We start from the raw sequence: 26863 nt of genomic DNA, 5'->3' as shown, positions 1-26863 counted from the left end.
CTGCATGAAGACCAGTAATAAATTACTCCTGGCGCTGTTCGCTTTTATTTTAGTATCCTCGCTGGGGGCTAACCTTCCCCTGAAAAAGACCTACGATACGATAAACCGGAATGATCCGTACTATGGCTATGCGCATGAAACACTACCTGCATTTAAGTATGTAAAGCTGGTGGGGCAAAGCAACGTCCTGGCACAAATTCAGCTAGGTACCCGGTTTGAAATGAGAAGAGTGCACTTCAAAGGTGGCTCTAATGGCAAGGGTGTTATAACGGAAATGCGGGGAGATACCCTTATTGTTCTCTTCGAAAAAGATGCGAGACCGGAAAGTTATTCTTTTGAGAAAGACCCTCTGGACCGGAAGCCTTCTATCTATATTATGGCTCCGACTCTATCAGGGGTAAGCTCCGAAGGTATATTTAATAAGATCACAGGCTGGCAGGGAGGATCATTATCTGTCACGCAAGTGGGAAAGAACGCTTTGCTTACGGATAACCGCTTCGATTCACTGAGCGTTTCGGCTTATTCGGGCAGCTTTGTAGATATAGATGCCAATAATCGGATAGGTGCGGCTACTTGCCAGGTGCGCGATTCCAGCCGTTTGGCTGTTGAAAAGGATATCTTCAATACTTTTCAATTACAGGCAGACACTAACGCTCACGTGAGCCTGCCGGGGAGTATGCTAAGAAAAGTTAATCTTTAGCAGCGTAGAGGTATAGGTACTGGTTTGCATCATTAGGATGCAAACCAGTACCTATTTATTACATCTCTTTCAATTCACCCACCATCTTAGTCAGGGTAGACTTGGCGTCGCCGAAGAGCATGAGGCAGTTGTCGTAGCCGAAGAGCTCGTTTTCGATACCGGCGTAACCCGCGGCCATGGAGCGCTTACTCACGATCACGGTACGGGCTTTATCAGCATTCAGGATAGGCATACCAAAGATCGGACTGGCCGGATTGGTACGGGCGGCCGGGTTCACCACGTCGTTAGCCCCTACTACCAGTACTACATCCGTATTGCCAAAGTCATCGTTGATCTCTTCCATCTCGATGAGCTTGTCATACGGTACGTTGGATTCAGCCAGCAGTACGTTCATGTGCCCGGGCATCCGACCCGCTACCGGGTGAATGGCAAAGCGTACGTTTACGCCTTTCTTTTCGAGCAGGTCCATCATCTCGCGCACCACGTGCTGAGCCTGCGCCACGGCCATACCATAGCCAGGTACCACGATTACCGACGAGGCCGAATCAAAGATCATGGCGGCTTCTTCTACACCTACTTCTTTGATCACCATTTCGCTACCGCCACCAGCAGCAGCGGCGGCGCCCGAGGTAGCACCAAAGCCACCTAACAGTACACTCACCAGCGAGCGGTTCATGGCCTTACACATGATCTGGGTCAAGATGATACCTGATGCACCTACCAGGGCTCCCGTTACGATCAGTACTGAGTTATTGAGTACGAAACCAGTTGTACAGGCCGCCATACCCGAGTAAGAATTGAGCAGTGAGATCACTACGGGCATATCGGCACCTCCGATAGGGATCACCACTAGTATCCCCAGTACTAGTGAGATAGCCGCCAGTACCAGCATGGCCGTCACCAGATCCAGTTCAGTAACCAGCAGGCCACCGCAGATAATAGCTACGATTAGTAGTACCAGGTTGAGCAGATGCTGGCCACCGAAAACAATGGCATTACCGCTTATTTTACCACTGAGTTTTCCATAGGCAGTGAGAGAGCCCGTAAAGGTCAGACCACCGATCAGTACAGACAGCAGGATACTAATTAGCGTAACCATATCGGTTGATAAGGTGGGTTGCTCCACGGCGCGGGTCCAGTAGTCGGACATAGCTACCAAGAAGGAAGCGGCACCACCGAAACCGTTGAAGATAGCCACCATCTCGGGCATTTGGGTCATCTCTACCTTGCGAGCCCAGAACAGACCAATGGCGCCACCTATTGCAATACAGGCCAGTATTTCGGGCAGCGTCAGCGCCTCTACGTAAGTAATGGTAGCCAGAATAGCCAGTAGCATCGCCACCGACGACAGGGTGTTGCCCTGGCGGGCTTCCTGCGTACGGTTCAGCTTCTTGATACCTACGATAAAAAGTACTGCCGATATCAGATACGTAAGTTGTACAAGTATGTTCATGTGAGGAATTACAGGATTAATAGTAAAACTGAGGAGGCAGCATCAGGCCTTTTTCTTTTTGAACATCTGGAGCATCCGGTCCGTCACGGCGTAGCCACCTACCACGTTGATGGTAGCCAGCACCAGCGCCAGCATGCCCAGATACTTACTGATTTCGCCTTCGCGTACGCACAGGATAGCACCTACGATGGTGATACCGGAGATGGCATTGGAGGCCGACATCAGGGGCGTATGCAGGGTTGGAGGTACTTTGGAGATAAGTTCAAAGCCGCAATAGCTGGCCAGCACCAGTATATAGAGCAGGAATATAAAGTTCTCAAGTGTCATGTTTCGGGAATGATTGTGGTTGTGTGATGTACTTGTGTACGTGTCAGACTTTAGACTTCGCCAGGATCTCCTTCGTGAACGGATGCACAAGCTCGCCCTGGTAGGTAATGAGGCTACCTTTGGTAACGTCTTCGTCCATTTCCCACTTGAAGCCATCCTTGTTAGCCAAGTGCAACAGCAGCGTCGAGATATTCTTGGCGTAAAGCTCACTGGCGTTGACAGGCAGCAACGAAGGCAGATTGGACTCCCCGATGATGGTCACGCCGTGCTTGACGACGGTCTTGTTCATCTCGCTCACTTCACAGTTTCCTCCCGACTCTACCGCCATATCCACAATCACCGACCCCGTCTTCATGCTTTTTACCATTTCTTCGGTAATCAGGATCGGCGCCTTTTTGCCTATAACCAGCGCGGTAGTGATGGCTATATCAGCTTCCTTGATGCGGTCTTTGATCAATTGCTGCTGCTTCTGTAGGTAGTCGGCTGACACCTCACGGGCGTAACCTCCTTCGGTCTTAACTCCCTCGGCACCTTCTACCTGCAGAAAGCGGCCACCCAGTGACTCTACCTGCTCTTTGGTTTCAGGACGTACGTCTGTAGCCTCTACGACGGCTCCCAGGCGCTTGGCGGTAGCAATAGCCTGTAAGCCCGCTACACCGGCTCCAAATACCAGTACCCGGGCGGGTGTGATGGTACCAGCCGCGGTCATCATCAGCGGGAATATCTTACCCAGGGCGTTGGCTCCCAGTAATACCGATTTATAACCCGCCAGGTTGGCCTGCGAACTGAGCGCATCCATCTTCTGGGCCCGCGAGATACGGGGTACCGCATCCATGGAGAAAGCCGAGATTTTTTTGCGTTTCAGGGCATCTACTACCTCAGGAATAGTGTAAGCATAGAGATAAGAGATCAGTACACTGCCTTCCTTCATCAGGGCTATGTCATCCAGATAGGGAGCATTGACTTTCAGTACTACATCGGCCTCAGCAAGTGCCGTAGCCGCATTGGGGACAATGGTACCTCCGGCCAGTTGATACGACTCATCGGAAAAGTAGGAAGCTTCGCCGGCACCTGTTTCAATAAGACAGCTGAATCCGGCTTTTTGAAGAGATTTGACAACGTCGGGGGTTAGAGCGACACGCCTTTCCAAAGGCTTGGTCTCTTTGGGGACTGCAATTTTCAATGTTTCCAGACAGAGTTTTGGTTAGAAAACTAATACAGCTAACCCAACGGGAATTCTACTCATTAAGAACAAGGTAAATGTTCAACAGCACAGGAGTTTGCCCTATGCATACAGCCACAAGGCCTAAGGAGTTAACCCAAGACTTGTAACCAGGTAGACCCAGATGGTAGTGTTAGAGACGTTGAAAGTAGGTAGTTAACCTTAAAGATCTCCTAAAAAAATGCAGGAATCAGAGCATTCATCCTGAATTTGAAGTAGGTATGTGCTAAAAGTGCGAGTTTTTTACCATCAGCTACCCGTATGCGCTCTTCCTGAATACGGGCCGCAGGTATCTTTTTGATCTTGTCAAACAGCGTCCGGTAGTAGACGTACGCCAGATATACTCCCTGCCGGGCTCCCCGGGGCAGCATCAGAATGGCCTGATAGGCGGCATCAAAATCAGCTTCGATATCCTTCTCAATCTCCAGCTTGGAGTCCGGATCAAATGTTGTGAATTGTACACCAGGAAAATAAACACGGCCACGCTCCACGTAGTCACTCTTCATATCACGCAGGAAGTTTACCTTCTGAAAGGCCGATCCCAGCTTACAGGCTCCTTCCCGAAGCCGGTCATACATATCCCTATCGCCCTCACAGAATACCCGCAGACACATCAGCCCTACTACTTCAGCCGATCCATATATGTACTTGCAGTAGTTGTCGGAAGTATAATCCTGATCATACAGGTCCATCTCCATGCTATCCAGAAAGCAGTCTACCAGCTCCCGCTCAATTCCGTACTGATTAACTACCAGCTGAAACGCATGCAGGACCGGATTAACACTGATCCTGTCATTGATAGCACTATATGCATCTTCTCGGAACTTATCCAGCAGCGCCTTCTTGTCAAAATCATGGAATGTATCTACAATTTCATCCGCGCAACGCACAAATCCGTATATCCCGTAAATAGGCATGTGGTACTTACGATCAAGGGTACGAATCCCCAGGGTAAAGGACGTACTGTACTGCTCGGTAATGATACGGCTGCAGTGAAATGACGTTTGGTTAAATAGCTCCAGCATAGGACGTCGGTTTTGGGAGGAGATGTTCCGTTAATAGCTAATGATACTATTAACCTAAAGCCCACCTCTTTGTTTAACTAACTTTAAACAAAATTATAAAATATTCTCCCTCTTCACCTCACGAGCTACAACAATCCCTGAAATAAGGGAAGGAGGTACTCCCGGACCAGGTACGGTTAGCTGCCCGGTAAAGTACATATTCTTGATTTTCTTACTCTTAAGAGCAGGTTTCAGGATAGCAGTCTGCTTTAGGGTATTGGCCAGTCCATAGGCGTTACCCCGGAATGAATTATAGTCTTTAATGAAATCACTGTGAGCGTACATGCGCTTATAGACTACATGGGGCCGCACAGGTTCTCCTACGTACGCCTCCAGGCGCTCCATCACCAGGTTATAGTACTTTTCTCTGATCTCATCCGTATCGCCAGACAGGCCAGGGGCTACCGGAATCAGTACAAACAGATTCTCACACCCCTCAGGCGCCACGGATGGGTCTGTCCTGGAAGGTGCTGATACATAGAACAGAGGCTTTGACGGCCACTGCGGACTCTCATATATCTCAGCCGCGTGTACCTTAAAATCTTCGTCAAAAAAGAGATTATGATGCTCAAGGCGAGGTACCCGCTTATTGATTCCCAAGTAGTATAGTAGTGATGATGGGGCCATAGTTCGCTTGCTCCAGTACGATTCATCATAATTACGATAAGAATCACCTAAAAGATCATTCTCTACGTGATGATAATCAGCTCCCGCTATCAATACATCCGCCTCGAATATGCCGGAGTCGGTATGAACGCGCCGCACCTGCCCCTTATCTACCTCTATTTGAGTCACATTCTGATTAAGAAGCAGCTTTACACCTTTCTCTTCCGCCAGCGCTACCATACCCTTCACAATCTCATGCATCCCCCCCATTGGGTACCAGGTACCCATGCTCATTTCGGCGTAGTTCATGAGGCTGTACATCGCAGGGGTATTTTCGGCTGTAGCTCCCAGGAACAGTACCGGGAACTCAACCAGCTGAAGAAGGCGGGGATCCTGAAAGAACTTGCGGACATGCGCCGCAAACGACTGAAATACATCCAGGCGGGCTACATCATACAGAAGCTTAAGGCTTACAAACTCCGTCAGGCGGCGACTGGGCTTCCATACAAAATTACCAATTCCGACCTTGTACTTATAAGCAGCCTGCCGCAGAAATTCGTCCAGGCGCTCGCCACTACCCGGCTCCATCGACTCGAACAACTGCCGGAGTCCCAGTAGTCCGGCGGGAAGATCCACGGCTTCATCCGGACTAAAAACTACCTTGTAGGAAGGGTCCAGACGTACCAGTTGATAGTAATCAGAAGGCTTTTTGCCGAATCGGGCGAAGTAGTCTTCAAATACATCGGGCATCCAGTACCAGCTGGGTCCCATATCAAACACGAAGCCTTGCTCGTGGAACACGCGGGCTCGCCCGCCGGGCATACTGTTCTTTTCCAGTATAGTCACATCGTAGCCGTCATGGGCTAGTTGTGTAGCAGCAGATAAGCCGGCAAAACCGGCTCCGATTACAATTACTCGTTTAGGAGGGGTCATATAGGGTATAAATAGTAATGCTGAGACATGAAAAAAAGTTAGACAGAATCCTATCTAACTTTTCCAAACCTTCCTCTTTTTAACCAAAAACTACCTCATTACGGTCTCTCAAAAAGATTTGAACAGACCGCTCAATGTATATATGTCTTTTGTTAATCAGTCGAAATGAGAGTAAACTTTTAGCTTTCCTTTTAGCTCCTTTCTTGCAATGTGGATACGATTTTTAACAGTTCCAATGGGTATATCCAGTTTGGCGGCTATTTCATGGTACTTGAAGCCCCGGAAGTGCATCATGAAAGGTACCCGATAGGCCGAATCCAGATTCTCGATAGCCCGGTTTATATCATCCATGGCGAAGCTGGTGTAGGCACCGTTGTCAGTGCTGCTCTCCATGGAGTTAATATAGTGCAGGTTATCGGTGGTATCGATGAAGGTATTCTTACGCACCATCCGCTGATAGTTGGTAATGAACGTATTCTTCATGATGGTGTACAGCCAAGCCTTCAGGTTTGTTCCATCCGTATACTTGTCGCGATTGGTAAATGCTTTTAGAAGCGTGTCCTGCAACAGATCATTCGCATCTTCAGAATCACGGGTCAGGCGCATAGCGAATGGTTTCAGAGACTTCGAAACCCGATGGATATTATATGTGAATTCTATAGCCGTCATAACAAACAAAGTATAAGGTTTATATTTTGTTGAATCAAATTTAAAAACAATTAAACAAATATGCTAATTCTTGTTGAAGTTTCTTTCGAAAATGTTAAACAGGCTAACCCACACCCCGCTGTACTAACTAGCAACTTATCCTGAATTGAATTATACAAAGCATTACTTTACCTTATACAAGTCGCGACAGCCTTACTACGTACAATGCCTTATATGTTCAACTTTTTTCCTGTGCGGCTCCACACATATTTGTAAAAACCATACCTGCACTTTCTAGTTGCTTACTTCTACACCTGATAAAAGAAATCCAGAGGATCCGGGGACAGGTAGGAGTACCCCGTCTGAGCCGTTAATTTATCACCTAGTACTTTCTTGTAAGGCTCGTTGCTCTCAGACTCTAAAAAAGTGGGCAACTCCCACCCAAACTGGCGACAAGAAGCCTCGTAAACCATTTTTCGGGTAGGATGTTGCGGTGCAACCACATTATATAGGCTGCTTTTTTCCTTATTATTTATCAGATGAGCAATTATACTCACGACATCATCCCGGTGTACATAATTGACAGGTACCCCGGCCGTTGTCAGATTCTTCTTCCCCCGTACATATTTACCCGGTATACGGTCATAGCCCATCAAACCTGCGCAACGAAGTATTATAACCTCACAATTTTCCCGTAAGCTACTCATTATCAACTCCGCCTCTACCATCGACGGAACCGGTGAATGTTCTGGTACAAGTACGTCTTCTTCTCTTACCTCACTACTTAATTCAGGGTATACGGAGGTAGAGCTTATGTAAATAATCTGCTTCGCTGTACTATTTTTTAGTAGCTCAACGAGGTGTTTTATTTGATGAGTATGAAAATCCTCACCTTGTTTCGCCAGACGGGGTGGAATGTCCACAACGACAAAATCACTGTGGAAAAGTGTGGAATAGGCCTCCCCAGTGGGTTCGGGATCAAGGCTAAACAGAACCGGCGTGATGCCACTCTCACTGAGTAGCTCCAGCTTGGAAGGCGTAGTAGTGCTGCCGATAACCTTATAGGGCTCCTGGCTGGAAAGCAGGTGCTTGGCTAGCGGTAGTCCGAGCCAGCCGCAGCCTATAATACTTACTGTCTGTAAAGGGGTATCTTGCATTGGTAATGGGTATGAGAGATCTAAATGTTTAAAATAGCTGATAGTAGGTAAAGTTTCCCCCTGATACTTCGGTGATAGTCAACTCTGCTGCAACTTTTTTTGTACTTTTGCACGTTTGATTACTGTGCATTTCGACCACGCGCGTATGAAGTTGTCCCAACTCCTCTTTATAGTCTTAATCAGTTCATTAGCAGGTATGGTGGGCTGTAACCCACTCACCGAAAAAGGACCTGACGTCAGTCAGATTCAGGCTGATGTAACAATTCAACACCTGGAAGATGAGCTTTTTGCCAGTAAGTCGGTACAGGATGTACAAAACTTCCTGGCTAAGTACCCTTTCCTGACTAAGGTTTATTTTACAGATACACCTTCCGGCGAGTCGTCCCCCAGTGATTCGCTGCTGGCTTCGCACCTCTACGAGAACATACGTAATAATTCTCTACAGGGTTTCAAACAACAACTTGATTCTATATTCAGTGAAAAGACTCATCCGCTGGAAGAAGAGCTGGAGAAGGCTTTCAAACATGTCAAGTACTACTACCCTGACTTTAAAGTACCAAAGGTAGCGACCATCGTTACCGGATTTATGGGCAACGACCTGTTCGTATCCGACAGCCTTATCATCATTGGGCTGGATTACTTTGGTGGCGAACGGGTCCAGTACCGCCCACAGGTGTACACCTACCAGCTCCGCCGCTACCAGCCGGAGTCCATAGTACCTTCCCTGTTATTTTTCCTGTCTGACCGATACAATCGAATAACGCCGGACGATCGTACACTACTGGCCGATATGGTTGGATACGGTAAATCATTCGAATTTGTGAAGCACATGGCTCCGCAGACTCCTGATAGCCTTATCATTGGATTATCTGAACAGAACCTGACACGCACGTACAACAGCCAGACAGAGCTGTGGGCATTCTTTGTTGAAAATAAGCTCCTGTACGAAACCAGCGATCTCAAAAAACAAAAGTATGTAGGTGAGCGCCCGCTTACACCCGAGATAGGGCCGGAAGTACCCGGATCGATCGGTCGGTGGATTGGCTGGCGCATTGTAAACAAGTACATGGCTAAAAACCCGGATGTAACGCTACCGGAGCTTATGAAAACAGCCGATGCCCGTAAGATACTACAGGAGTCAGGCTATAAAGGGCAGATTGATGACTAACAACTCGTACAGGTATCAGCAACTGACGAGTGACAAAAAGAAAAGATTACGACTAACATGGCAAAACGAAGACGCTTAGACGACGATGATGATTCGGTCGCCGCAAAAAAGATAAGCTGGAAGGGTATACAGAATACTCTCAAGATTTTCAGGTACACACTTCCCTATAAGGGACTATTCATTGTAGGCTTTATTTTCCTGGTCCTCTCCACAGGTACTTCACTGGCTTTCCCTAAACTGGTAGGTAGTATTGTAGAGGTTATTGAAGGCAGGTCATCCTACACCATCAATCAAATCACCACTATCCTGATTGTCCTGCTGGTGTTTCAGTCTATTTTTGCCTTCCTGCGTATCTACCTGTTTGCCCGCGTCAGTGAGCGCGCGATGGCCGATGTCCGCCGCGACGTGTACAGCAAGATCATTACACTGCCCGTGGTGTTTCTGGAGCAGCGCCGCGTAGGGGAGCTTACCAGCCGCATCACCTCCGACGTAACCCAGCTTCAGGATGTACTTTCCTTTACGATCGCTGAGTTTTTCCGGCAGATGGCAACCCTGCTCGTAGGTGTGGTGCTGATCTCTTATACATCCTGGAAGCTGACTGTGTTCATGATGGCCACTTTCCCGGTGCTGGTAATTGCCGCCATGGTATTTGGCAAGTACATCCGCAAGCTCTCCAAGAAAGCGCAGGATGAACTGGCTTCCGCCAACGTCATTGTGGAAGAAACCCTCCAGTCGGTGAATATCGTAAAGGCATTCACCAACGAACGCCTCGAAGTAGCCCGTTACCAGACGGCTCTGGGCCGGGTGGTCGATAATGCGCTTCGGGCTTCTACCTTCCGTGGTGGTTTTGTCTCATTTATCATATTCGCTCTTACCGGAGGTATTGTGGGGGTAATCTGGTACGGTGCTTCACTGGTACAAACGGGTGAAATGGGCATCTCCGACCTATTCACCTTTACCTTGTACACCGCCTTTATCGGAGGAGCCATCGGAGGGATGGGTGATATCTACGCGCAGATCAACAAAACCATCGGTGCCTCTGAGCGCCTGCTGGAAATCCTGGCAGAACCTTCGGAGATAGATATTAATACAGTCCCTTCTACCAAACAGGATGCTGTTCAGGGACAGATCAGCTACGACAATGTACATTTTGCCTATCCATCCCGTCCGGATGTACAGGTACTCAAGGGCATTTCTTTTGATCTGAACGCGGGTGAAAAGATAGCCCTGGTAGGGTACAGTGGTGCGGGTAAATCTACCATTGTACAACTACTGATGCGGTTCTATGAGCCGCAGGGTGGTGAGGTACGCATTGATGGTCTTCCGCTTACATCCTACGAACTGACGGAGCTACGCCGCAACATGGCCGTAGTACCGCAGGAGGTAATGCTGTTTGGAGGTACTATCTACGAAAATATCGGCTACGGTCGTCCCGGTGCCACCGAAGCCGAGATTAGGGAAGCTGCCCGCAAGGCCAACGCCCTTCAATTCATTGAATCATTCCCTGAGCGGTTCGAGACGGTAGTAGGAGAGCGGGGTATTAAACTATCGGGTGGTCAGCGCCAGCGCATTGCCATTGCCCGCGCCATTCTGAAAGATCCGAAGATCCTGATCCTGGACGAAGCGACCAGCTCACTGGATGCCGAATCAGAAAAACTGGTGCAGGAAGCCCTGGACGAGCTGATGAAAAACCGCTCTACCATTGTCATTGCCCACCGTCTGGCTACGATCCGCAAGGTAGATACTATCTACGTAATCCGGGAAGGCCAGATCGTGGAGTCCGGCTCGCACGATGTACTCGCCATGATTACAGACGGTCTGTACGCCAACCTGATCAAGCTGCAATTCGAAACGGCAGAGAGCCATTCATAAAGTAGCAGGTACTAGTACACCGATTAGCTGATATATTTCGAAAGGGCTGGTTTAGTACCCAGCCCTTTCTATTTTTGCCCATCATACACTCTGTATATAGCCATGACCTCTCCCCGTACTTTTTTTGAAACACGATTACAGGAAGCCCGTGAAGCCGAAGCCAAAGCCCAGCGGCAGTTCAACACTCTGGCCATCGGCCGCCTCACTGCCTTTGTGGTGGGCATAGCCTCAGCCTGGTGGTGGAATCGGAGCGGCGATAGTATATGGGGTGCTGTGGCACTGATAGCTTTGGTAATCTTCCTGGTACTGATGCGCAGGCAGCAGGCGGCCCGCACGCAGCGCGACTTTCAGCGTAACCTTCAGCATATCAACGAAGATGAACTGGACCGGCTCTCATTCAAGTTCAGAAGAGAAGATACCGGCGAACAGTACCTGGAGCGGGACCATCCTTACGCTACCGATCTGGATATAGTTGGAAAACACAGCCTGTACCGCCTCCTCAACCGCACCCGCACCGCCGAAGGCAGCCGTCGTCTTGCCCAGTGGCTCAACCAGCATGCGCCACAGGAAGAAGTAACTAAGCGGCAGGAAGCAGCCCGGGAGCTCAAACAGGCCGCCGAATGGCGACAACAGTGGGAGGCCACGGCGCTCCTGCACGAGCACGCCGCCCAGCACCTGGGTGAACTGCGGACGTGGGTGAATGAGCCGCTGCCTGCGCCTTTGCAGCACTCCCTTCGCTGGCGGTGGTGGCCGGTAGCAACAATCCTGCTCGGCGTACTGGCGCTGATTGATATACTACCTGCCTGGCCCTTCTGGATCAGCCTACTGGCGCATGGAGTAATTCTTAAGCGATTTAATGACCAGCTGCAGTCCTTAACAAATCGTACTACTACCCTTGGGCATACGCTGCTGGCCTACGCTGACCTCCTCCACCTGGCCGAAACAGCACCCTATACCTCACGCTGGTGGGCGGAGCGGCATTCTTCCATAAAAGGTGCCTCTACGTCACTGCGCTCGCTCGGAGGCTGGTTTGCCCGGTTGGACTACCGTCACCATCCGTTCTTTGTACTACTGGTAGGTCTGCCCTTCCTGTGGGACCTACACTGTCTGGCGGCTATTGAGCGCTGGAAACAACAGTACGGTAGTCAGCTGCATGCCTGGCTCGAAGCCCTCGCCGATGCCGAGGCCCTGAGCAGCCTCGCAGGATTCGCCTTCGCCAATCCTGACTATACTGAGCCACACCTACTGGCTGAAACTACCGTACACATCGAAGCTGATACGATGGGGCATCCGCTCATACCCGCCGATAAGCGGGTGAGTAACGATTTTAGTTTGAAAGGTACCGGACATACCATGCTTATCACCGGCTCCAACATGTCCGGCAAGAGTACCTTTCTGCGTACAATCGGGCTCAACCTGGTACTAGCGCAGATGGGAGCCGTTGTTAGCGCTAAACGTTTTGTATGTATACCTGTGCAGGTATTCAGTAGCATGCGGACGCAGGATTCGCTGGAAGAAAGTACATCTTCTTTCTACGCCGAGCTGAAGCGCTTGCGACAGCTTCTGTTGCTGGCCGAAGACGCGCAGGTACCTGTTTTCTATTTATTAGATGAAATCCTGAAAGGTACTAACTCCGCTGATCGTCACCGGGGTGCCGAGGCTCTGATCCGCCAGCTACACCCCAAGCAGTCGGCCGGACTGGTATCTACCCACGACCTCGAGCTGGGGCAGTGGGGCGCTACGCAGTCGTACGTGCAGAACTTCCATTTCCGCTCTGACGTAGAGGATGGACAACTATCCTTTGATTATAGATTACACGAAGGCATCTGCCAGAGCTTCAACGCAAGCGAACTGATGCGCATGATGGGCATTAGGGTAGACCTGTAATACTACTGACTATGGTTAAATTCCTTTTGGTTGAAGATGACGATCGGGTTGCCTCCTTCATCAAAGAAGGACTTATGGAAAAGGGCTTTCTGGTTGATGCCGTTACTTCGGGCTACGAGGCTATAAGCAACATCAGCACCAATGACTACGACGTCATTATCCTGGATATTATGCTCCCGGATATTGATGGCTTTGAGGTATGCAAGATCACGCGGAAGCGCAGCATCAAATCTATCATCATCATCCTGAGCGCGCTGGGTGATTACGAAGAGAAAATAAAAGGCCTGGAAGCAGGAGCCGATGATTTCATAGCCAAGCCTTTTCATTTCAGAGAACTACTAGCCCGAATCAACGCCCAGCTACGTCGTAAGCAACTCGAAAAAGGTGTATTCGAATACAATAAATACGCTGATCTGGAAGTGGATGTAGAGCTAAACCGGGTTACACGGAGCGGAAAAGAGATACTTCTGACCCCCCGGGAATTTAATTTACTACTATACCTGCTACGCAACCGCGAACGAGTACTCTCCAAAGTAGAGATTGCAGAGTCGGTGTGGGACATTCATTTTAGTAGCAACACCAATGTAGTAGAGGTATACATCAACTACCTCCGCAATAAGATCGACAAAGACTTTGATGACAAGCTGATCCACACAATCAAGGGGAGAGGGTACCTCCTAAAACATAAACTGGATGAATCTTAAACGAAAACTCGCTTTACGGTCTACGCTGGTCTGTGCGCTTACCCTGCTTTTTGTTTTCTCAGGTACTTACTACTTCTTCAGCAACTACATCTCACAGGGATACTACACACGCCTCAATGACCGGGCTCTGACTACGGCTTTCTTCTTTCTGGAAAAAGATGAAGTGAGCAAGCATACGTACCAGGAGTACGAAAGGAAGTACCGTCAGCCACTTAATGAAGAGATCGTACAGATCTACGACGCCACCAATACCAATACATTCGTAGAAACCCATTCTGAAATTAAAATCAGTGATGAACTGCTGAACCGGATACGGCAGCGGAAAAAAGATGAATTCAGGATAGGGCAACGCCAGTACACTGGCGTGTACTACCATGACAACGAAGGAGATTTCGTCATCGTCACCTCAGGGATTAACAGAAGGGGGATTGACCAGATCAACAACCTCCGGAACTCTCTTATTTTGTTTTTTATCGCTGGTGTCGCCCTTAACTACTTGCTCAATATATTAGTAGCTAACCGTACATTCAAGCCATTCTCCCAAATCCTCCAGAAAGTAAACGCGATTTCTACTGATAACCTCAACGACAGACTTCCGGCTACGCCCGACTCTAATGATGAGCTCAGCCACCTGACCAGTACCCTAAATATGTTTTTGGAGCGGCTCGAGAAAGAGGTTGCTAACCAGAAAATGTTCCTTAAGAACATCTCACACGAGCTCAAGACGCCCTTGACCGCTATCATAGGCCAAGCCGAAATAACCCTGGATCATTCACATACTGTACCGGAGTACCGGCAGGCCTTACAGAAGATCGTACGGGATACCCATGATATCAGGGCGATCATTGATGGACTGCTCCTGATCAGTGGGCTTAATACCGGCAGCAAACGAATGCCTGCTGTTCCGTTTCGACTTGATGAACTGGTTTGGGACGTATTGGAAAAGCTGAAATTTAAGTACCCTGATTCCATTATTCATACATCGCTGGATGTCAGCTCAGAGCAGGAGTCCCTGCTGGAAATCGTTTCGCACCGGGAGCTGTTATCTACTGCGCTGCTGAATATCCTGGACAATGCCATCAAGTTCTCCCAGAATGGCAATCCTTCGCTATCTATCTGTATAGAGGAGGGGCGTCCGGCGGTGGTTGTAGAAAACAATGGTCCGGGTATAGCGCAGGAAGACCTAAAACAGATTTATACGCTTTTCTTCCGAGGGGCTAATGCCAGGTCTGTGCCGGGGCACGGGATAGGATTGGCCCTGACGCGCCAGATTGTGAACTTTTGCCAGGCCAGTATCTCTATCCAAAGTACTCCAAATCAAAGTACCAGAGTAGGTATACAGTTCTGACAAGTACTCTAAGCTACATATAATCGGGCTCTAAGCTACTTCTAAGGTAGCGTTGGGGTGGCTCTAAGGTTAGGATCATAGCTTTGCCGCTATAATATCCTTAGAGCATGAAACCATCCCATTTTTTAGTTAGTCTATTCTTTTTGTTTCTGGTAATTGGTACCAAAACACTCCATGCCCAAAGTCAACCAACCAGTACCGATACTTTACACCTTACCAAACAGCAGGCTGAAAAGCTCTTCCTCGAGAAAAACCTCCTCTTACTTGCCGAAAGGTTAACTATTCAGCAATCAGAGGCTCTGGTCATGCAGGCCCGGCTATGGCCTAATCCATCAGTTACCGTTGAGGAGGTCAACCTGTGGGCTACGCCCAATCAGCTATCGCTGGGTGAAGAGCTACCTCCTTACTTCAACAACTTCGGCAGAAACCACCAGGTTGCCATTCAGCTGGAACAGGTCTTGTTGACTGCTGGTAAGCGCCGTAAGCTGATAGCCATCGAAGAGGTCTCGCGCGACATGGCCGTTTCTTACTTTGAGGAGCTGCTGCGGAACCTTAAGGTAGAAGTACGGCGATCACTCGTAGAGCTACAGTACCTGCAACTCTACCAGACGGTATTTGCCAGCCAGATCTCACAAACCCAGCAACTGCTAACCTCTTACGAGCGCCAGGCTACGATCGGAAACATCAACCGGGCGGAGGTAGTCCGGCTGAAAGCTCTGGTACTGGAGCTGACCAACGAAAGTGTCGATCTGCAAAAGCAGATACATGACATTCAGCGGGATCTCATAGTGATGATGAATCTGCCTGCTACTGCTTACATTGTCCTGGATACGTCCGACTTCGTACCCGATCTGGCCCGGTTGGAAGGCCTCAGTGCCAACAGCCTCATGAACCGTGCGCTTTCCTCCCGTCCTGACGTAGCCCTTGCTCAGCAGGAGGTTACCTTCCAGAACAGGCAGCTAACCTACCAGCAAGCCCTGCGCAAGCCCGATCTGACGCTGGGCGTAAACTATGACCGGGGAGGTAATTTCCTTAAGAACTTCGTTGGCTTCGGAGTAGCTGTTGACCTGCCTGTATTCAACCGGAATCAGGGCAATATCAAGTACGCCCGGATAGGTCTGGAGAGAGCAGGCGTCCTGCGCGACGATAAACTAAGACAGGTTGAGGCGGAAGTTATGGCCTCTTTTAAGAACCTGCAGACCAACCTCAGCTTTTACAACTCCATTGACCCTGCCTATGAGGGCGAGCTGGATCAGCTCCTGCGCAGCTACACCAGTAACTTCCGCAGCCGGAATGTAAGCATGCTGGAGTACCTGGACTTCTTTGAGGCGTACCTCGACAATAAGCGAACGATCATATCGACGCGCAAAGAACTCAGTCAGACGTACGAAGAGCTACAGTACATCATTGGCTCTGAGCTATGATCAACCTAAACTACTAGTAATCACTTACCACTAATCTACGTATATCATGATACATCCTCCTTATGTCAAAGTAGGAAACATTGGCTTCCTGATCGGTCTCCTGTTGTTAGGTACCGGATGTGAAACCGATGAAGCCCAGAAAGTGCCCATTGAGAAAAAGACGTACTGTATCCCGGCTGCCCTTAAAGAACGGTTAGTAGTAGATACCGTACACATGGCTCCGGTCACGGAGTCGCGCCGGCTGTCGGGTAAGGTGGATTATAACCCCGACCGGGTACTTCATTACGTAAGTCTGGTGGGAGGTGTGATTACAAGAACCTACTTCTCACTCGGCGATAATGTAAAGAAAGGTCACGTACTGGCTGAGATACGTAGCGTTGAGCTAAGCTCGCTGGAGTCAGAGCGCAAAAGCCTCGAGTCGCGCCTGACGGTAGCCGTTCGTAATGTACAGGCTACTCAGTCGATGTTTGAAGACGGTATTGCCTCCGAGAAGGCGCTACTAGAAGCCAAAAGTGAAGAGAGGGTGATCAGAGCCGAGCTGGAAAAGACCAGGGCCAACCTTGCCTTATTCAGCGCCAGCGAACAGCGTGACGTATTCCAGATCAAGGCTCCGGCCAGTGGCTTTATCGTCAATAAGAATATCAATGATGGTATGCAGATCGCTGCCGAGGGAGAGCCTCTCTTCACCATTTCGGACCTGAATCAGGTATGGGTGACAGCCAACGTGTACGCAAGTGACCTGGAATTTGTCAAGGCAAATATGCCCGTATCGCTGCAGACAACGGCTTATCCCGGTGAAGTATTCAATGGGACTATTAAGGCTCTATCCCAAGTCTTCGATGCCAACGAGAAGGTACTGAAGGCCCGGATCGTGATGAACAATCAGACTCTGAAACTCAAGCCCGGTATGTTCATCGACGTCATCGTCAAAAAGCAGACAAACGCCCAGGCCCTTCTGGCCCCCCAAAAGGCGCTCATCTTCAGCAATAACCGGAACTACCTGGTAGTATATGGCTCGGATTGCCAGCTAGAGGCACGTGAGGTAGAGATCCTGACTAGGGACCATCAGGATATTTTTATTTCGGGAGGTATACAAAGCGGTGAGAAGATCATAGCTCAGAACCACCTCCTGATATTTGAAGAATTACAAAACGCAAAGAAGTAAAGGCAACATGCAAAAGCTAGTAGAGAAGATTGTCGCCTTTTCATTAAAAAATTCCCTTCTGGTATTTTTTATGACAGGCGTTTTATTGGTTGGTGGTATCATTAGCTATATCAATACACCCATTGAGGCTTTTCCTGATGTGACCAACACACGGGCGCGTGTCATTACTCAATGGCCCGGCCGCAGTGCTGAAGAAGTAGAAAAATTCGTCACGCTACCCATCACCAAAGCCGTTAATACCATTCCCCGTAAAGCACAGGTCCGGTCCATATCGCTCTTTGGTCTGTCAGTAGTCACGGTTATTTTTACGGATGAAGTCGAAGACTTTTATGCTCAGCAGTACGCAGCCAACCGGCTTCAGGGCGTAGATCTACCCGATGACGCCGAGGCCGAAATAGAGCCACCCTATGGCGCTACCGGTGAGATATTCCGGTATGTGGTAAAAAGCGACCGTCCGATCAAAGAAATCACTGCCATTCAGGACTGGGTTATAGAGCGTGAGCTGGTATCGGTTCCGGGTGTAGCCGATGTGGTGAGCTTTGGAGGTGAGGAGAAAATATACGAGATCCAGGTAAACCCTACTGAACTGGCTAACTACAACCTTTCGCCACTGGATGTATTTGAGGCCGTTTCGAAGAGCAACGTCAACGTAGGAGGTGATGTAATTCAGCGCGGCGACCAAGCCTACGTAGTACGTGGAGTGGGCCTGCTGGAGAGTGTAGAAGACATTGAGAATGTCCTGATTGAGGTACGTGGAGCTACTCCCATCCTGGTAAAGCACGTCGCGGATGTTACCATCTCGGCCAAGCCGCGTCTGGGACAGGTAGGCCTTAATGACGACAAAGACCTCGTAGAGGGAATTGTCGTGATGCTGAGGGGTGAGAACCCCAGTGAAGTAATCGAGCGCCTGAAAGAGCGCATTGATGATCTCAACGACCGGATCTTACCCGCTGATGTTAAGATTGTGCCCTTCCTGGACCGGAATGAGCTGGTGGATGCTACGGTAAGTACCGTTACCCATAACCTGATTGAAGGGGTATTCCTGGTATCGGTGATTGTATTCATCTTCCTGTTCAACTGGCGGACTACGGTCGTAGTCGCTGTCATCATTCCGCTGGCGTTTCTGTTTGCCCTGACCTTGCTCCGACTGCAGGGCCTGCCCGCCAACCTGATCTCTGTGGGGGCGATGGACTTTGGCCTGCTGCTGGAAGGTACCATGGTACTGGTAGAACGAATCTTTGTGGGTCTTGATGACAAAGCCCGAACCCTAGGTATGGAGCGCTTTAACCGCATCTCCAAGCTAGGCATCATCAAGCGCAGTGCCGCCAGTGTAGCCAAGCACATCTTCTTTGCCCAGATTATCCTGATTGTGGCCCTGCTACCCATCTTTACTTTCCAGAAGGTAGAAGGCAAGATGTTTACGCCGCTGGCATTTACCTACGGATACGCCCTGTTGGGAGCAACCCTGCTAAGCCTTACGCTGGTACCGGCACTATGTAAGGTACTTCTGTCCAAGAACGTTGTTGACCGTGAAAACCCCATTACGAACCTGTTCCGCAATGTTATCTATGTGATGTTCAAATGGGGGTATCGCTTCAAGACGCTTACCATTGCCCTTTTCGTAGGGCTGCTGGTACTATGCGGTGCTTTCTTCAATAGCCTGGGATCTGAATTTATCCCCAAACTTAACGAAGGAGCCATCTATATACGGGCTACCCTGCCCAACAGTGTGAGCTTTCCGGAGTCGGTACGTCTTACCAACGAGATGAAGCAGCAATTGCAGACATTCCCCGAAGTGAAGTTCATACTGTCACAGACGGGCCGCCCCAATGACGGAACAGATCCTACCGGTTTCTTCAACAACGAATTTCACGTGCAGCTCGTGCCCGAAAAAGAATGGACACGTAGCCTCAGCAAAGCAGAGCTGATAGGCGAGATGGAAAAAGCGTTGAGTATATACCCGGGAGTCACCTTTGCCTTCAGCCAGCCCATTCAGGATAACGTGGAGGAATACGTGGCCGGGGTAAAAAGCTCCCTGGTAATCAAGATATTCGGCGATGATTTGTACAAGCTGGAAGATCTTGCCGATCAGGTTGCTGGCTCCATTCAGGATGTAGAAGGTATTGAAGATCTCACTGTATTCCGGAACATTGGACTACCAGAGTTGACCATCAAGCTGAACGAATCGCGAATGGCTCGCTATGGCGTATCCATGGCCGACGCGCAGGCAGTAGTCGAAATGACCGTGGGAGGAAAAGCCGCCAGCCACTACTACGAGAACGAACGGATCTTTGACATTCGGATCCGCTTTAAGGAGAACTTCCGAAAGTCGGAGGAGGAGATACGTGACATTCTTATTCCGGCAGCAGAGGGCGCCAAAGTGCCTCTGTATGAGATTGCCGATATCCAATTTAAAACCGGCCCTGCCTTTATATACCGGGAAGGCAACTCGCGCTACATAGCCGTAGGCTTCTCGATACGCGGCCGTGACCTGGGTAGTGCCGTGGAAGAGGCGCAGCGGAAAGTAGCTACTACGATTGATCTGCCAGGACCCTATAAAATGGAGTGGGCGGGAGAATTTGAGAGCAAGGAAAGAGCAACCAGACAGCTCATGTTCATTGTGCCGGTCTCGCTACTCATGATCTTCTTCCTCCTGTACCTGAACTTCGGCAACTTGAAAGATACTCTGCTTTCGGTCATTACATTGCCTTTTGCCTTTATTGGTGGATTTATCTCCCTCTGGATCAGTGGCACCATCTTTGGTATCTCAGCCGGTATAGGGTTCATTATCCTGTTTGGAGTCGCTACCATCGACGGTATTATTCTTATCGCTACCATGAAGGACAACCTTACTAAGGGGATGCCTCTGAAAGAAGCCATTCACGAGGGAGTATTCAACCGGATTCGGCCTGTACTTATGATTGCACTGATGGGCTCTCTAGGGCTCCTGCCAGCGGCACTTTCTACCGGTATGGGCTCCGAAATACAGAAACCGCTGGCTGTGATGATCGTGGGGGGCTTACCCATACTCATGTTACTGTCAATGGTCGTTCTTCCGCAGGTGTTCTACCTGGCTTACCGGAAAGAAGCCAAACCGAAAGAAAAACGACGGATCATGCAAGCTGAAATGCATGAGCTATAAAGGAAAGAGGCACTACCCATCTGTTACGGGTAGTGCCTCTTTCCTTTATATCAGCTCATCTACTTTATAGGCTTATCCAGTTCCTCCCAGGTCCAGGCAGTAGTACGGCCGGTTGTTTCTTCCCGCACTTTTTTCACCTCTTCGGGCTTCACCATAATACGGGCTAAGTACTCCGCATTCACCCGACCGGGGAAACCGGCACCGGCCAGCGCCAGGTCGTAGCGGATATAGCTAAGTACCGCCGCAATCCACTCGTCGCTATTGGCACCCATGGGCGGCATCATATCCGGATAAGTCTTGCCTTCTACCGGGCCGGTTAGCCCGTGCAGCAGGATCTTGATCTCTTCGTTCTTTTTGGGGGTCATACGCCGGAAGTTGCCCGCCAGTACAGGTGCCAGGTTGGTAGGTGAGCCTTTGCCCTCGGCACCATGGCAGGTAGCACACAGGGACTTAAAGGTAGTAGCTCCTTCCATCACCATCTTGCGGCTGGCCGCATCCAGTGCGCCTAGCCGGGCTCCGTACGTCCTGACGTCCTCATTCTTCTGCAGACTAGCCTGAACGCTGGTCAGCATTTCATTATCCGCATTCATAGCCAGTAGCTCCTTAGCGATGGCCTTAGCCTTTGGTGATTTGCTCCGGTCCAGCGAAAGCAGCAACTGCGTACGAACGTCATAGCTCGGGTCTGCTTTCATGGAGGCCAGCTTACCAAGTACCTCTTCATCCCCCTTCTTCAGAAGGGGCTCACTGTTCCAGACAGCGGCTCTCCGAAGTTGCGCGTCTTCCGACTGCATCAACTGGAATAGTACCTCTTTGTCAACTGATTCTAGCCCTTCGAGCGTCCACAAAGCATGAAGTTGTCCCAAGGAAGAAGGAGTTTGAGATAAAGTACCTTTTTGTCCCAGAGCCATTTGCCGTAAGGCTGGTACTACCGACTTATCACCACGAAGTACTATTTCTTTCTGGGCATTATCACGCCACCAGCCGTTGGGGTGATCCAGGTAGGTAACCAGTTTGCTGGTAGGCTCATCCAGCATACGGGGCTTGGGACCACGCCCCATGCCATCATATACTAAGCGGTAAATACGGCCACGCTGCTTGTTGTTATCCAGGCCCAGCCGTTTGATCTGTGGACGCAGGTAGCTATCGGCGCCGGTCCAGGTTGCTTCCTGAATAATACCCCGGTTCATATCTACTATGTACAGGCAGCCATCAGGACCGGTATAGGTATTGACCGCCCGGAAGTTCATATCCGTAGAGGCAATAAACTCTTCCTGCTCATAGACATTGACCAGCGTAGTCTTCCCGGCTTTATTGACTACTTTGGCCCTACGGATGATACGTGCTACCGGCTCACTGATGAGGTAGTCCCCTACTAGGGTCTTGGGCAGGCGGTCACCCCGGAAGATAGACTGTCCGTTTCCAGCGGTGAAGTGGTTGAGGGTACTATCGGACCGCAACCTTTTCAATCCTCCCTGTACATCCGGCGTTTTTATAATAGGCCATACAGGGCCGAAAGTAGCTTCATCGTAAGCATCTTTAAAATCCAACTGGCCATAGCTTGGGTTGATCTGAAAGCCAATACCTGCGTTTTCAGCGCCGGCCCGGCTGAAAAATACCCGCCCGTAATTATCGTGGGTAAGTCCCCACTGACCATTGGAGCCACTTACCAGCGAATCTGCCTGGATCATTCCGTTTCGGTATTTGAACCGGACTGGGTCCACCGTTACATAGATCCAGTTGTCTAAGTTCCAGTCAAGACCGCTACGCTGGTGCTCCATGTTACCGGGCGCTTTACGCCCTACCTTGTACACGTGACGCTTCTGGTCGGCCACGCCGTCGCCATCCGTATCTTTATAGGCGTACATGTCATAGGTATCGGTTTCATTAACCAGCAGCTCATTACCTACCGTCAGGATCATGCGGGGCAGCATCAGCTTGTCAATAAACACCGAGCTTTTGTCCATCTTGCCGTCGTTATCGGTATCTTCCAGTAGCATGATGCGGCTGCGGTTTGTATGCTCATCGGTACCTTCCACATCCTGCATGTATGTTTCCATCTGGCACACGTACATGCGGGCATTTCCATCCCAGGCGATGGCCACCGGCTCGGTCACCATGGGCTCGCTAGCTACCAGTTCCAGGTGGTACCCTTTGGGAACACGGAAGGACTTTAGACTCTGCTCCGGCGTCAGCGGTGCGGGGGAAGGATTCTGGTCTACGACTCGGGGCGAAGCAAAGCCTGATTCTTCCGGTACCTGGGCAGTTGACTGGCTCTGCTGGGACGTAGTAACAGTACGGGTACAGGTCACAGCCAGGAAAGCTGCCGCTACCAGGCTGCCCGCCAGCCAATGGTTTCTTTTCATGATTCAGGTAAGGTAGTAAGGTAATTAAATCTCTACTGCTCAGGGTAACACACTACTAAGAAGTGTAGTACTCCCTTCAAGCGTATTAGGGTAAAGAGCAATCTGCTTATCTTTTACCTTTTTTCTAGCATTATTCTTACTAAACCTGTTCAGACCTTCCGCTCCGTACTCAATTATAGGTATACCAAAAAGCAAGAGCCCTTACTGTATGAGGGCTCTTTAAAAAGTATTGGCAATTTTAAGATTGATGGTATCCTTTCTATCTTAATCTAGCTTCTGCAAACACTACGTTCTTAAAAAGAAAAGTACTTTTAACAAGTGTGGATAGTAATCCAGAAGGCTTCAAACAAATTCATAAGCTTCTGGTATGTTGAGTCAATACTATATTTACAGTATTCTTTCCCTTCCAAAGAAAAAACAACAGATCCTGGCATACAATTTGCCTATACTTTTTATTGACAATATAGTGTGTATAGTGTTGGAGAATCAGCGGTTACTGGCCGCTGATTCTTTTGTCTTATACCATTTTAAGGAGCAGTAGTCTATGTTTTCGCTCTACTAGGAGAGGCAAACAGGCTTTTACTCCGACGTCCCTCTTAGCCAATAGAAGCATATGCTATTTTATTTAAAAACAGCAGCGATATGACACTACTTCATACTTAGGCTACTGAACTTTATCAAAGTACTCATAGCCGCCACATTGCATCGACACTAGCTGAACCCCTACACCTTATTTGTCCTCAACGATCTCAACCTTTAGGTTCAGCACTTTACAAACCTTAGCGAGTGTCTTTACTGTTGGATTCGATTTTCCATTTTCAATCTTGGAAAGTCCCCCTTTATCTAATTCCGTAGCCTTTGCTAACTGCCCAAGACTTATCCCCGCTTTTAAACGATGAGACTTTATTATTTCGTAGTTTGTCATAATAACCATGGAAATAAAATTTAAGTATTTAATGTGATAATAAATAAACCGACTGTTAATAATGTACTTAGCCTTATTAGGCATATTTAAGCCTTCGTAATAGTTTGGATAGTTGAATAAAATATCTAAACCAACTTGCACAAAGACAATACTAGAAATAAAATAGAAGAGAGAATGGATTAGAGAACTAGCCCTGGCCGTAACCTTAGCTTACTATGTAGTATTTAGCGCTATTAGTAAGCGATCGCCTAGCTATGGCTAAGAAGGAGGATTTTTGCATAAGATTGATATTAATGTGTGTATAATTCAAACTTACTAAATCAAGTCTCTCGCTCAAAGCAAATATTATCTAACGGTATATACGAAAGGAAAATCTACAACTACCTAACTTTTGTGCCAACAAGAGCATACCACCAGACGAACTTTCTCTTTATTCTACTCGCCACAAGTATATTGGCATGTCATAACATTTCAACAGTGAGTATTCATACACTGAGGTGGCTCCAAAAAACGGCACACATTTTTGCACATCAATGATGCAGAATGAAAGATCCCAAAAAAGTAAAATCCCGTAGGAGCTACGATGCTGAGTTCAAGCAGGAAGTAACCAGAATGCTAGCCTCAGGCAGAAGCACCAGGGAAGTTTCCGAGGCTTTTGGAATTGCCGAGAAGCGGTCCGCCGCCGCGGGTTCTTTATCGTTGGAAGAGAATGGCAACAAAAACGACAAAATCGAATAGCGGAGGAGACAGCAATGATAAAGCAGCGAAACTGGCTGCCGAAGTTGCTAAACTACGTGCTGAAAATGAGCGCCTGAAAACGGACCGTGAGATCTTAAAAAAGGCATTAGGTCTCTTGAGCCAGTCCGACTCAGGGACCTCTATGAGCTAATATACTCACTTTCACGGACACAAAAGGTCAGTTATTTGTGCTCGCTTTTCGAAGTAAGCAGAACCGCTTATTACCGATATAGGCGGGGGAAAAGCCACAACGTAGAAAGGAAGTATAACCGACCCAAGCACGAGATACGAATCGAATTCATCCGGAACATGAAGCGCTATGGCAGTCGCCGCATTAAGGAATCCTTGAAACAGAAGGGGATGAAGATTGGTCGTCGAAAAGTGGTTGAAATCATGAGAAAAGAGGGCTTGAGAGCCATTCAGCCTCCCAGATATATTCCTAGAACCACTGATAGCGGGCATGGAAAACGGGTATCTCCTAATCTTCTGCTGGATCAACCTAAGCCAAGCAAGCCTAACTGTGTGTGGATTTCCGATATTACATACATGCCTCTAAAAGGCGGCAAATGGGCGTATTTGTGTGTCTGGATGGATCTATTCTCACGCCAGATAGTTGGCTGGCAGTTAGGTGATAATATGCAGGAAAGTCTTGTCAGAGACCCCTTAGAAAAGGCTCTTTTGAGGCGGAAGGTAAAGCCAGGTATGATCGTACATTCAGACCGCGGCGGGCAATATCTTTCTTACAAAATGAAGGAATTGATTAGAACCTTTAATCTGAAACAGAGCGGTCCGCCGCGCGGTATGTCGCGAGCCGATGATCCGTATGACAACGCATGGGCCGAATCTTTCTGGAGCAGATTGAAGGCGGAGTTGAATATGCCGAAAGGTGGATATGAAAGCCTCGAAAAATTGAAGGCAGCCCTTTTCGAATATATTGATGGATACTATAATACAAAAAGATTGCATTCCTCTTTAAACTATCTGAATCCTGCAGCCTTCGAGGCTCAATACTATCGGCAAACAGGATGAAATTGATTTTTTAATATTCACTAACCCGCAAAAGTGTAAACCAAAACGGATCCACATCAACACATCCCCAGAACACAGAGACCAGCAATATCATATACAACACCTGCCTTACATTACTCAATAATGTAGGTCGAGTGATCAGTAGTATATAGAGTAAGATGAAGGAGAGCGAAGGATACTAAGAGTTGTAAAGTACTCTTAGATACTATAAAAGATAATAGTCAATAGGAGGTACTAGTGAATCAATTATTGTGTATAAGCTACTTAACAGTTACTAAATATAATCAAATATAAATTTAGTAACATAGTTTTACCATAGTTGAAAAATTAAATACTTACAATTATTAGACTGTTTTCCGCTGCTTCTGAAATTATATACTATAAGATAAGTAAGCTCTTAAGTAGTTACATCTACTCCAACTTCATTGAATTTAACGATAGTCTTAGTAAGTAGCAATACGTCTAGTATATAAAGTAGCATTCAATAGATGTTAATAAATAATAGCTTTATCTCAAGCTTAAAACGCGTACTAGAACAATGAAGAAAATAATCAGCCTACAGAAAATATCTGTAGGCTGATAGTACTATATCCTCGTATCTGTACCAAACCCAAACATTATGCTATTCAGGTGAGATATCAAAAGTAACCCAAGTATATAGGGGGCGAAAAATAACTACAAGCGAAAGTTATCGGATGGTAAATTATTGATTGAAAGGCTTCGGGCAAAACAAATGTGCTACTGATCTAACCCACTATGCTGGCCTTTCCTAGGGATTAGCACTATTCAGACCTTACCATGTATGAGAAGAAATAAGGAGGCAGCACCATCGGAATACATCACAGAGTTGGTACCTGACTTTTGTTGCTCCCCGGCCAGGAAATAAAACAGGATAGGCAAGACTTAGCTGCAAGAGACTTTCAGAGGTTGCACTACTGGTCGACTCGAAAACAACAAGCCCCTTAACTCTGATCGAATTAAGGGGCTA

At 48.4% G+C, this 26863-nt stretch carries 20 protein-coding genes; 11 read left to right on the top strand and 9 right to left on the bottom strand.

What is annotated here, in order from left to right; genetic code table 11:
* Nucleotides 1-4 precede the first annotated feature (4 nt).
* Nucleotides 5-700: a hypothetical protein gene (locus tag JUB14_RS00375; RefSeq protein WP_207503453.1), complete on the top strand. Its 696-nt coding sequence runs from the start codon at nt 5-7 to the stop codon at nt 698-700.
* Nucleotides 701-758: 58 nt separating this feature from the next.
* Here JUB14_RS00375 and JUB14_RS00370 read toward each other — a convergent pair whose 3' ends face one another.
* The 7 genes from JUB14_RS00370 to JUB14_RS00340 form a co-directional block, all read right to left on the bottom strand.
* A complete protein-coding gene (locus tag JUB14_RS00370) occupies nt 759-2153 on the bottom strand; it encodes an NAD(P)(+) transhydrogenase (Re/Si-specific) subunit beta (protein ID WP_207503452.1) in 1395 nt (464 codons plus the stop codon).
* Nucleotides 2154-2195: 42 nt separating this feature from the next.
* Nucleotides 2196-2480, bottom strand: coding sequence for an NAD(P) transhydrogenase subunit alpha part 2 (locus JUB14_RS00365; protein ID WP_207503451.1), 285 nt, complete (start codon nt 2478-2480; stop codon nt 2196-2198).
* Nucleotides 2481-2523: 43 nt separating this feature from the next.
* Nucleotides 2524-3663 carry a Re/Si-specific NAD(P)(+) transhydrogenase subunit alpha gene (locus tag JUB14_RS00360; protein WP_207503450.1) on the bottom strand — a complete coding sequence of 380 codons (1140 nt, stop codon included), beginning with the start codon at nt 3661-3663 and terminating at the stop codon, nt 2524-2526.
* 212 nt (nt 3664-3875) lie between these two features.
* Nucleotides 3876-4727 (bottom strand): phytoene/squalene synthase family protein, encoded by an 852-nt coding sequence (locus JUB14_RS00355; RefSeq protein WP_207503449.1) that lies wholly within the window; start codon nt 4725-4727, stop codon nt 3876-3878.
* 93 nt (nt 4728-4820) lie between these two features.
* Nucleotides 4821-6305, bottom strand: coding sequence for a bifunctional phytoene desaturase/3,4-desaturase (gene crtID, locus JUB14_RS00350; RefSeq protein ID WP_207503448.1), 1485 nt, complete (start codon nt 6303-6305; stop codon nt 4821-4823).
* Nucleotides 6306-6461: 156 nt separating this feature from the next.
* On the bottom strand, nt 6462-6974 hold the full coding sequence (locus JUB14_RS00345; protein ID WP_207503447.1) for an RNA polymerase sigma factor: 513 nt from the start codon (nt 6972-6974) through the stop codon (nt 6462-6464).
* 287 nt (nt 6975-7261) lie between these two features.
* On the bottom strand, nt 7262-8110 hold the full coding sequence (locus tag JUB14_RS00340) for a Rossmann-fold NAD(P)-binding domain-containing protein (protein ID WP_207503444.1): 849 nt from the start codon (nt 8108-8110) through the stop codon (nt 7262-7264).
* Between the two features lie 145 nt (nt 8111-8255).
* On the opposite strand from JUB14_RS00340, the gene gldB reads away from it, so the two are divergent.
* From gldB to JUB14_RS00300, 8 genes are all read left to right on the top strand, one after another.
* Nucleotides 8256-9278 carry a gliding motility lipoprotein GldB gene (gene gldB, locus JUB14_RS00335; RefSeq protein WP_445515040.1) on the top strand — a complete coding sequence of 341 codons (1023 nt, stop codon included), beginning with the start codon at nt 8256-8258 and terminating at the stop codon, nt 9276-9278.
* 57 nt (nt 9279-9335) lie between these two features.
* Nucleotides 9336-11150, top strand: a complete 1815-nt coding sequence (locus JUB14_RS00330; RefSeq protein ID WP_207503440.1) for an ABC transporter ATP-binding protein — start codon at nt 9336-9338, stop codon at nt 11148-11150.
* 102 nt (nt 11151-11252) lie between these two features.
* Nucleotides 11253-13037: a MutS-related protein gene (locus JUB14_RS00325; protein WP_207503439.1), complete on the top strand. Its 1785-nt coding sequence runs from the start codon at nt 11253-11255 to the stop codon at nt 13035-13037.
* Between the two features lie 11 nt (nt 13038-13048).
* Nucleotides 13049-13741 (top strand): response regulator, encoded by a 693-nt coding sequence (locus JUB14_RS00320; protein ID WP_207503437.1) that lies wholly within the window; start codon nt 13049-13051, stop codon nt 13739-13741.
* Nucleotides 13731-15089, top strand: a complete 1359-nt coding sequence (locus tag JUB14_RS00315; RefSeq protein ID WP_207503435.1) for a sensor histidine kinase — start codon at nt 13731-13733, stop codon at nt 15087-15089. The genes JUB14_RS00320 and JUB14_RS00315 overlap by 11 nt, the downstream gene beginning before the upstream one ends.
* A gap of 107 nt (nt 15090-15196) precedes the next feature.
* Nucleotides 15197-16513 carry a TolC family protein gene (locus JUB14_RS00310; RefSeq protein WP_207503433.1) on the top strand — a complete coding sequence of 439 codons (1317 nt, stop codon included), beginning with the start codon at nt 15197-15199 and terminating at the stop codon, nt 16511-16513.
* Between the two features lie 46 nt (nt 16514-16559).
* The gene (locus JUB14_RS00305; RefSeq protein ID WP_207503431.1) at nt 16560-17678 is read left to right on the top strand and encodes an efflux RND transporter periplasmic adaptor subunit; all 1119 of its coding nucleotides are present in this window, start codon (nt 16560-16562) and stop codon (nt 17676-17678) included.
* A gap of 7 nt (nt 17679-17685) precedes the next feature.
* A complete protein-coding gene (locus JUB14_RS00300) occupies nt 17686-20820 on the top strand; it encodes an efflux RND transporter permease subunit (RefSeq protein WP_207503429.1) in 3135 nt (1044 codons plus the stop codon).
* Nucleotides 20821-20879: 59 nt separating this feature from the next.
* Here the strand turns inward: JUB14_RS00300 and JUB14_RS00295 are convergent, their stop codons facing one another.
* On the bottom strand, nt 20880-23183 hold the full coding sequence (locus JUB14_RS00295; RefSeq protein ID WP_207503428.1) for a DUF7133 domain-containing protein: 2304 nt from the start codon (nt 23181-23183) through the stop codon (nt 20880-20882).
* 730 nt (nt 23184-23913) lie between these two features.
* On the bottom strand, nt 23914-24108 hold the full coding sequence (locus JUB14_RS00290; protein ID WP_207503426.1) for a helix-turn-helix domain-containing protein: 195 nt from the start codon (nt 24106-24108) through the stop codon (nt 23914-23916).
* 543 nt (nt 24109-24651) lie between these two features.
* Here JUB14_RS00290 and JUB14_RS00285 point away from each other — a divergent pair.
* Nucleotides 24652-24846, top strand: coding sequence for a hypothetical protein (locus tag JUB14_RS00285; RefSeq protein ID WP_207503424.1), 195 nt, complete (start codon nt 24652-24654; stop codon nt 24844-24846).
* A gap of 105 nt (nt 24847-24951) precedes the next feature.
* On the top strand, nt 24952-25875 hold the full coding sequence (locus JUB14_RS00280; RefSeq protein WP_207505895.1) for an IS3 family transposase: 924 nt from the start codon (nt 24952-24954) through the stop codon (nt 25873-25875).
* The last annotated feature ends 988 nt before the right edge of the window (nt 25876-26863 follow it).

Origin of the sequence: Telluribacter humicola (genome assembly GCF_017355935.1) — a bacterium.
Classification (GTDB): Bacteria; Bacteroidota; Bacteroidia; order Cytophagales; family Spirosomataceae; genus Telluribacter; species Telluribacter humicola.
The sequence above is the reverse complement of the archived record's forward strand: the minus strand, read 5'-3'. Positions and strand labels throughout refer to the sequence as shown.

What these genes read in the sequence shown, in the direction of transcription:
- JUB14_RS00375 (WP_207503453.1), top strand. Translation starts at nt 5, where the DNA reads ATGAAGACCAGTAATAAATTACTCCTGGCGCTGTTCGCTTTTATTTTA.
- JUB14_RS00370 (WP_207503452.1), bottom strand. Translation starts at nt 2,153, where the DNA reads ATGAACATACTTGTACAACTTACGTATCTGATATCGGCAGTACTTTTT.
- JUB14_RS00365 (WP_207503451.1), bottom strand. Translation starts at nt 2,480, where the DNA reads ATGACACTTGAGAACTTTATATTCCTGCTCTATATACTGGTGCTGGCC.
- JUB14_RS00355 (WP_207503449.1), bottom strand. Translation starts at nt 4,727, where the DNA reads ATGCTGGAGCTATTTAACCAAACGTCATTTCACTGCAGCCGTATCATT.
- crtID (WP_207503448.1), bottom strand. Translation starts at nt 6,305, where the DNA reads ATGACCCCTCCTAAACGAGTAATTGTAATCGGAGCCGGTTTTGCCGGC.
- JUB14_RS00345 (WP_207503447.1), bottom strand. Translation starts at nt 6,974, where the DNA reads ATGACGGCTATAGAATTCACATATAATATCCATCGGGTTTCGAAGTCT.
- JUB14_RS00340 (WP_207503444.1), bottom strand. Translation starts at nt 8,110, where the DNA reads ATGCAAGATACCCCTTTACAGACAGTAAGTATTATAGGCTGCGGCTGG.
- gldB (WP_445515040.1), top strand. Translation starts at nt 8,256, where the DNA reads ATGAAGTTGTCCCAACTCCTCTTTATAGTCTTAATCAGTTCATTAGCA.
- JUB14_RS00330 (WP_207503440.1), top strand. Translation starts at nt 9,336, where the DNA reads ATGGCAAAACGAAGACGCTTAGACGACGATGATGATTCGGTCGCCGCA.
- JUB14_RS00325 (WP_207503439.1), top strand. Translation starts at nt 11,253, where the DNA reads ATGACCTCTCCCCGTACTTTTTTTGAAACACGATTACAGGAAGCCCGT.
- JUB14_RS00320 (WP_207503437.1), top strand. Translation starts at nt 13,049, where the DNA reads ATGGTTAAATTCCTTTTGGTTGAAGATGACGATCGGGTTGCCTCCTTC.
- JUB14_RS00315 (WP_207503435.1), top strand. Translation starts at nt 13,731, where the DNA reads ATGAATCTTAAACGAAAACTCGCTTTACGGTCTACGCTGGTCTGTGCG.
- JUB14_RS00310 (WP_207503433.1), top strand. Translation starts at nt 15,197, where the DNA reads ATGAAACCATCCCATTTTTTAGTTAGTCTATTCTTTTTGTTTCTGGTA.
- JUB14_RS00305 (WP_207503431.1), top strand. Translation starts at nt 16,560, where the DNA reads ATGATACATCCTCCTTATGTCAAAGTAGGAAACATTGGCTTCCTGATC.
- JUB14_RS00300 (WP_207503429.1), top strand. Translation starts at nt 17,686, where the DNA reads ATGCAAAAGCTAGTAGAGAAGATTGTCGCCTTTTCATTAAAAAATTCC.
- JUB14_RS00295 (WP_207503428.1), bottom strand. Translation starts at nt 23,183, where the DNA reads ATGAAAAGAAACCATTGGCTGGCGGGCAGCCTGGTAGCGGCAGCTTTC.
- JUB14_RS00290 (WP_207503426.1), bottom strand. Translation starts at nt 24,108, where the DNA reads ATGACAAACTACGAAATAATAAAGTCTCATCGTTTAAAAGCGGGGATA.
- JUB14_RS00285 (WP_207503424.1), top strand. Translation starts at nt 24,652, where the DNA reads ATGAAAGATCCCAAAAAAGTAAAATCCCGTAGGAGCTACGATGCTGAG.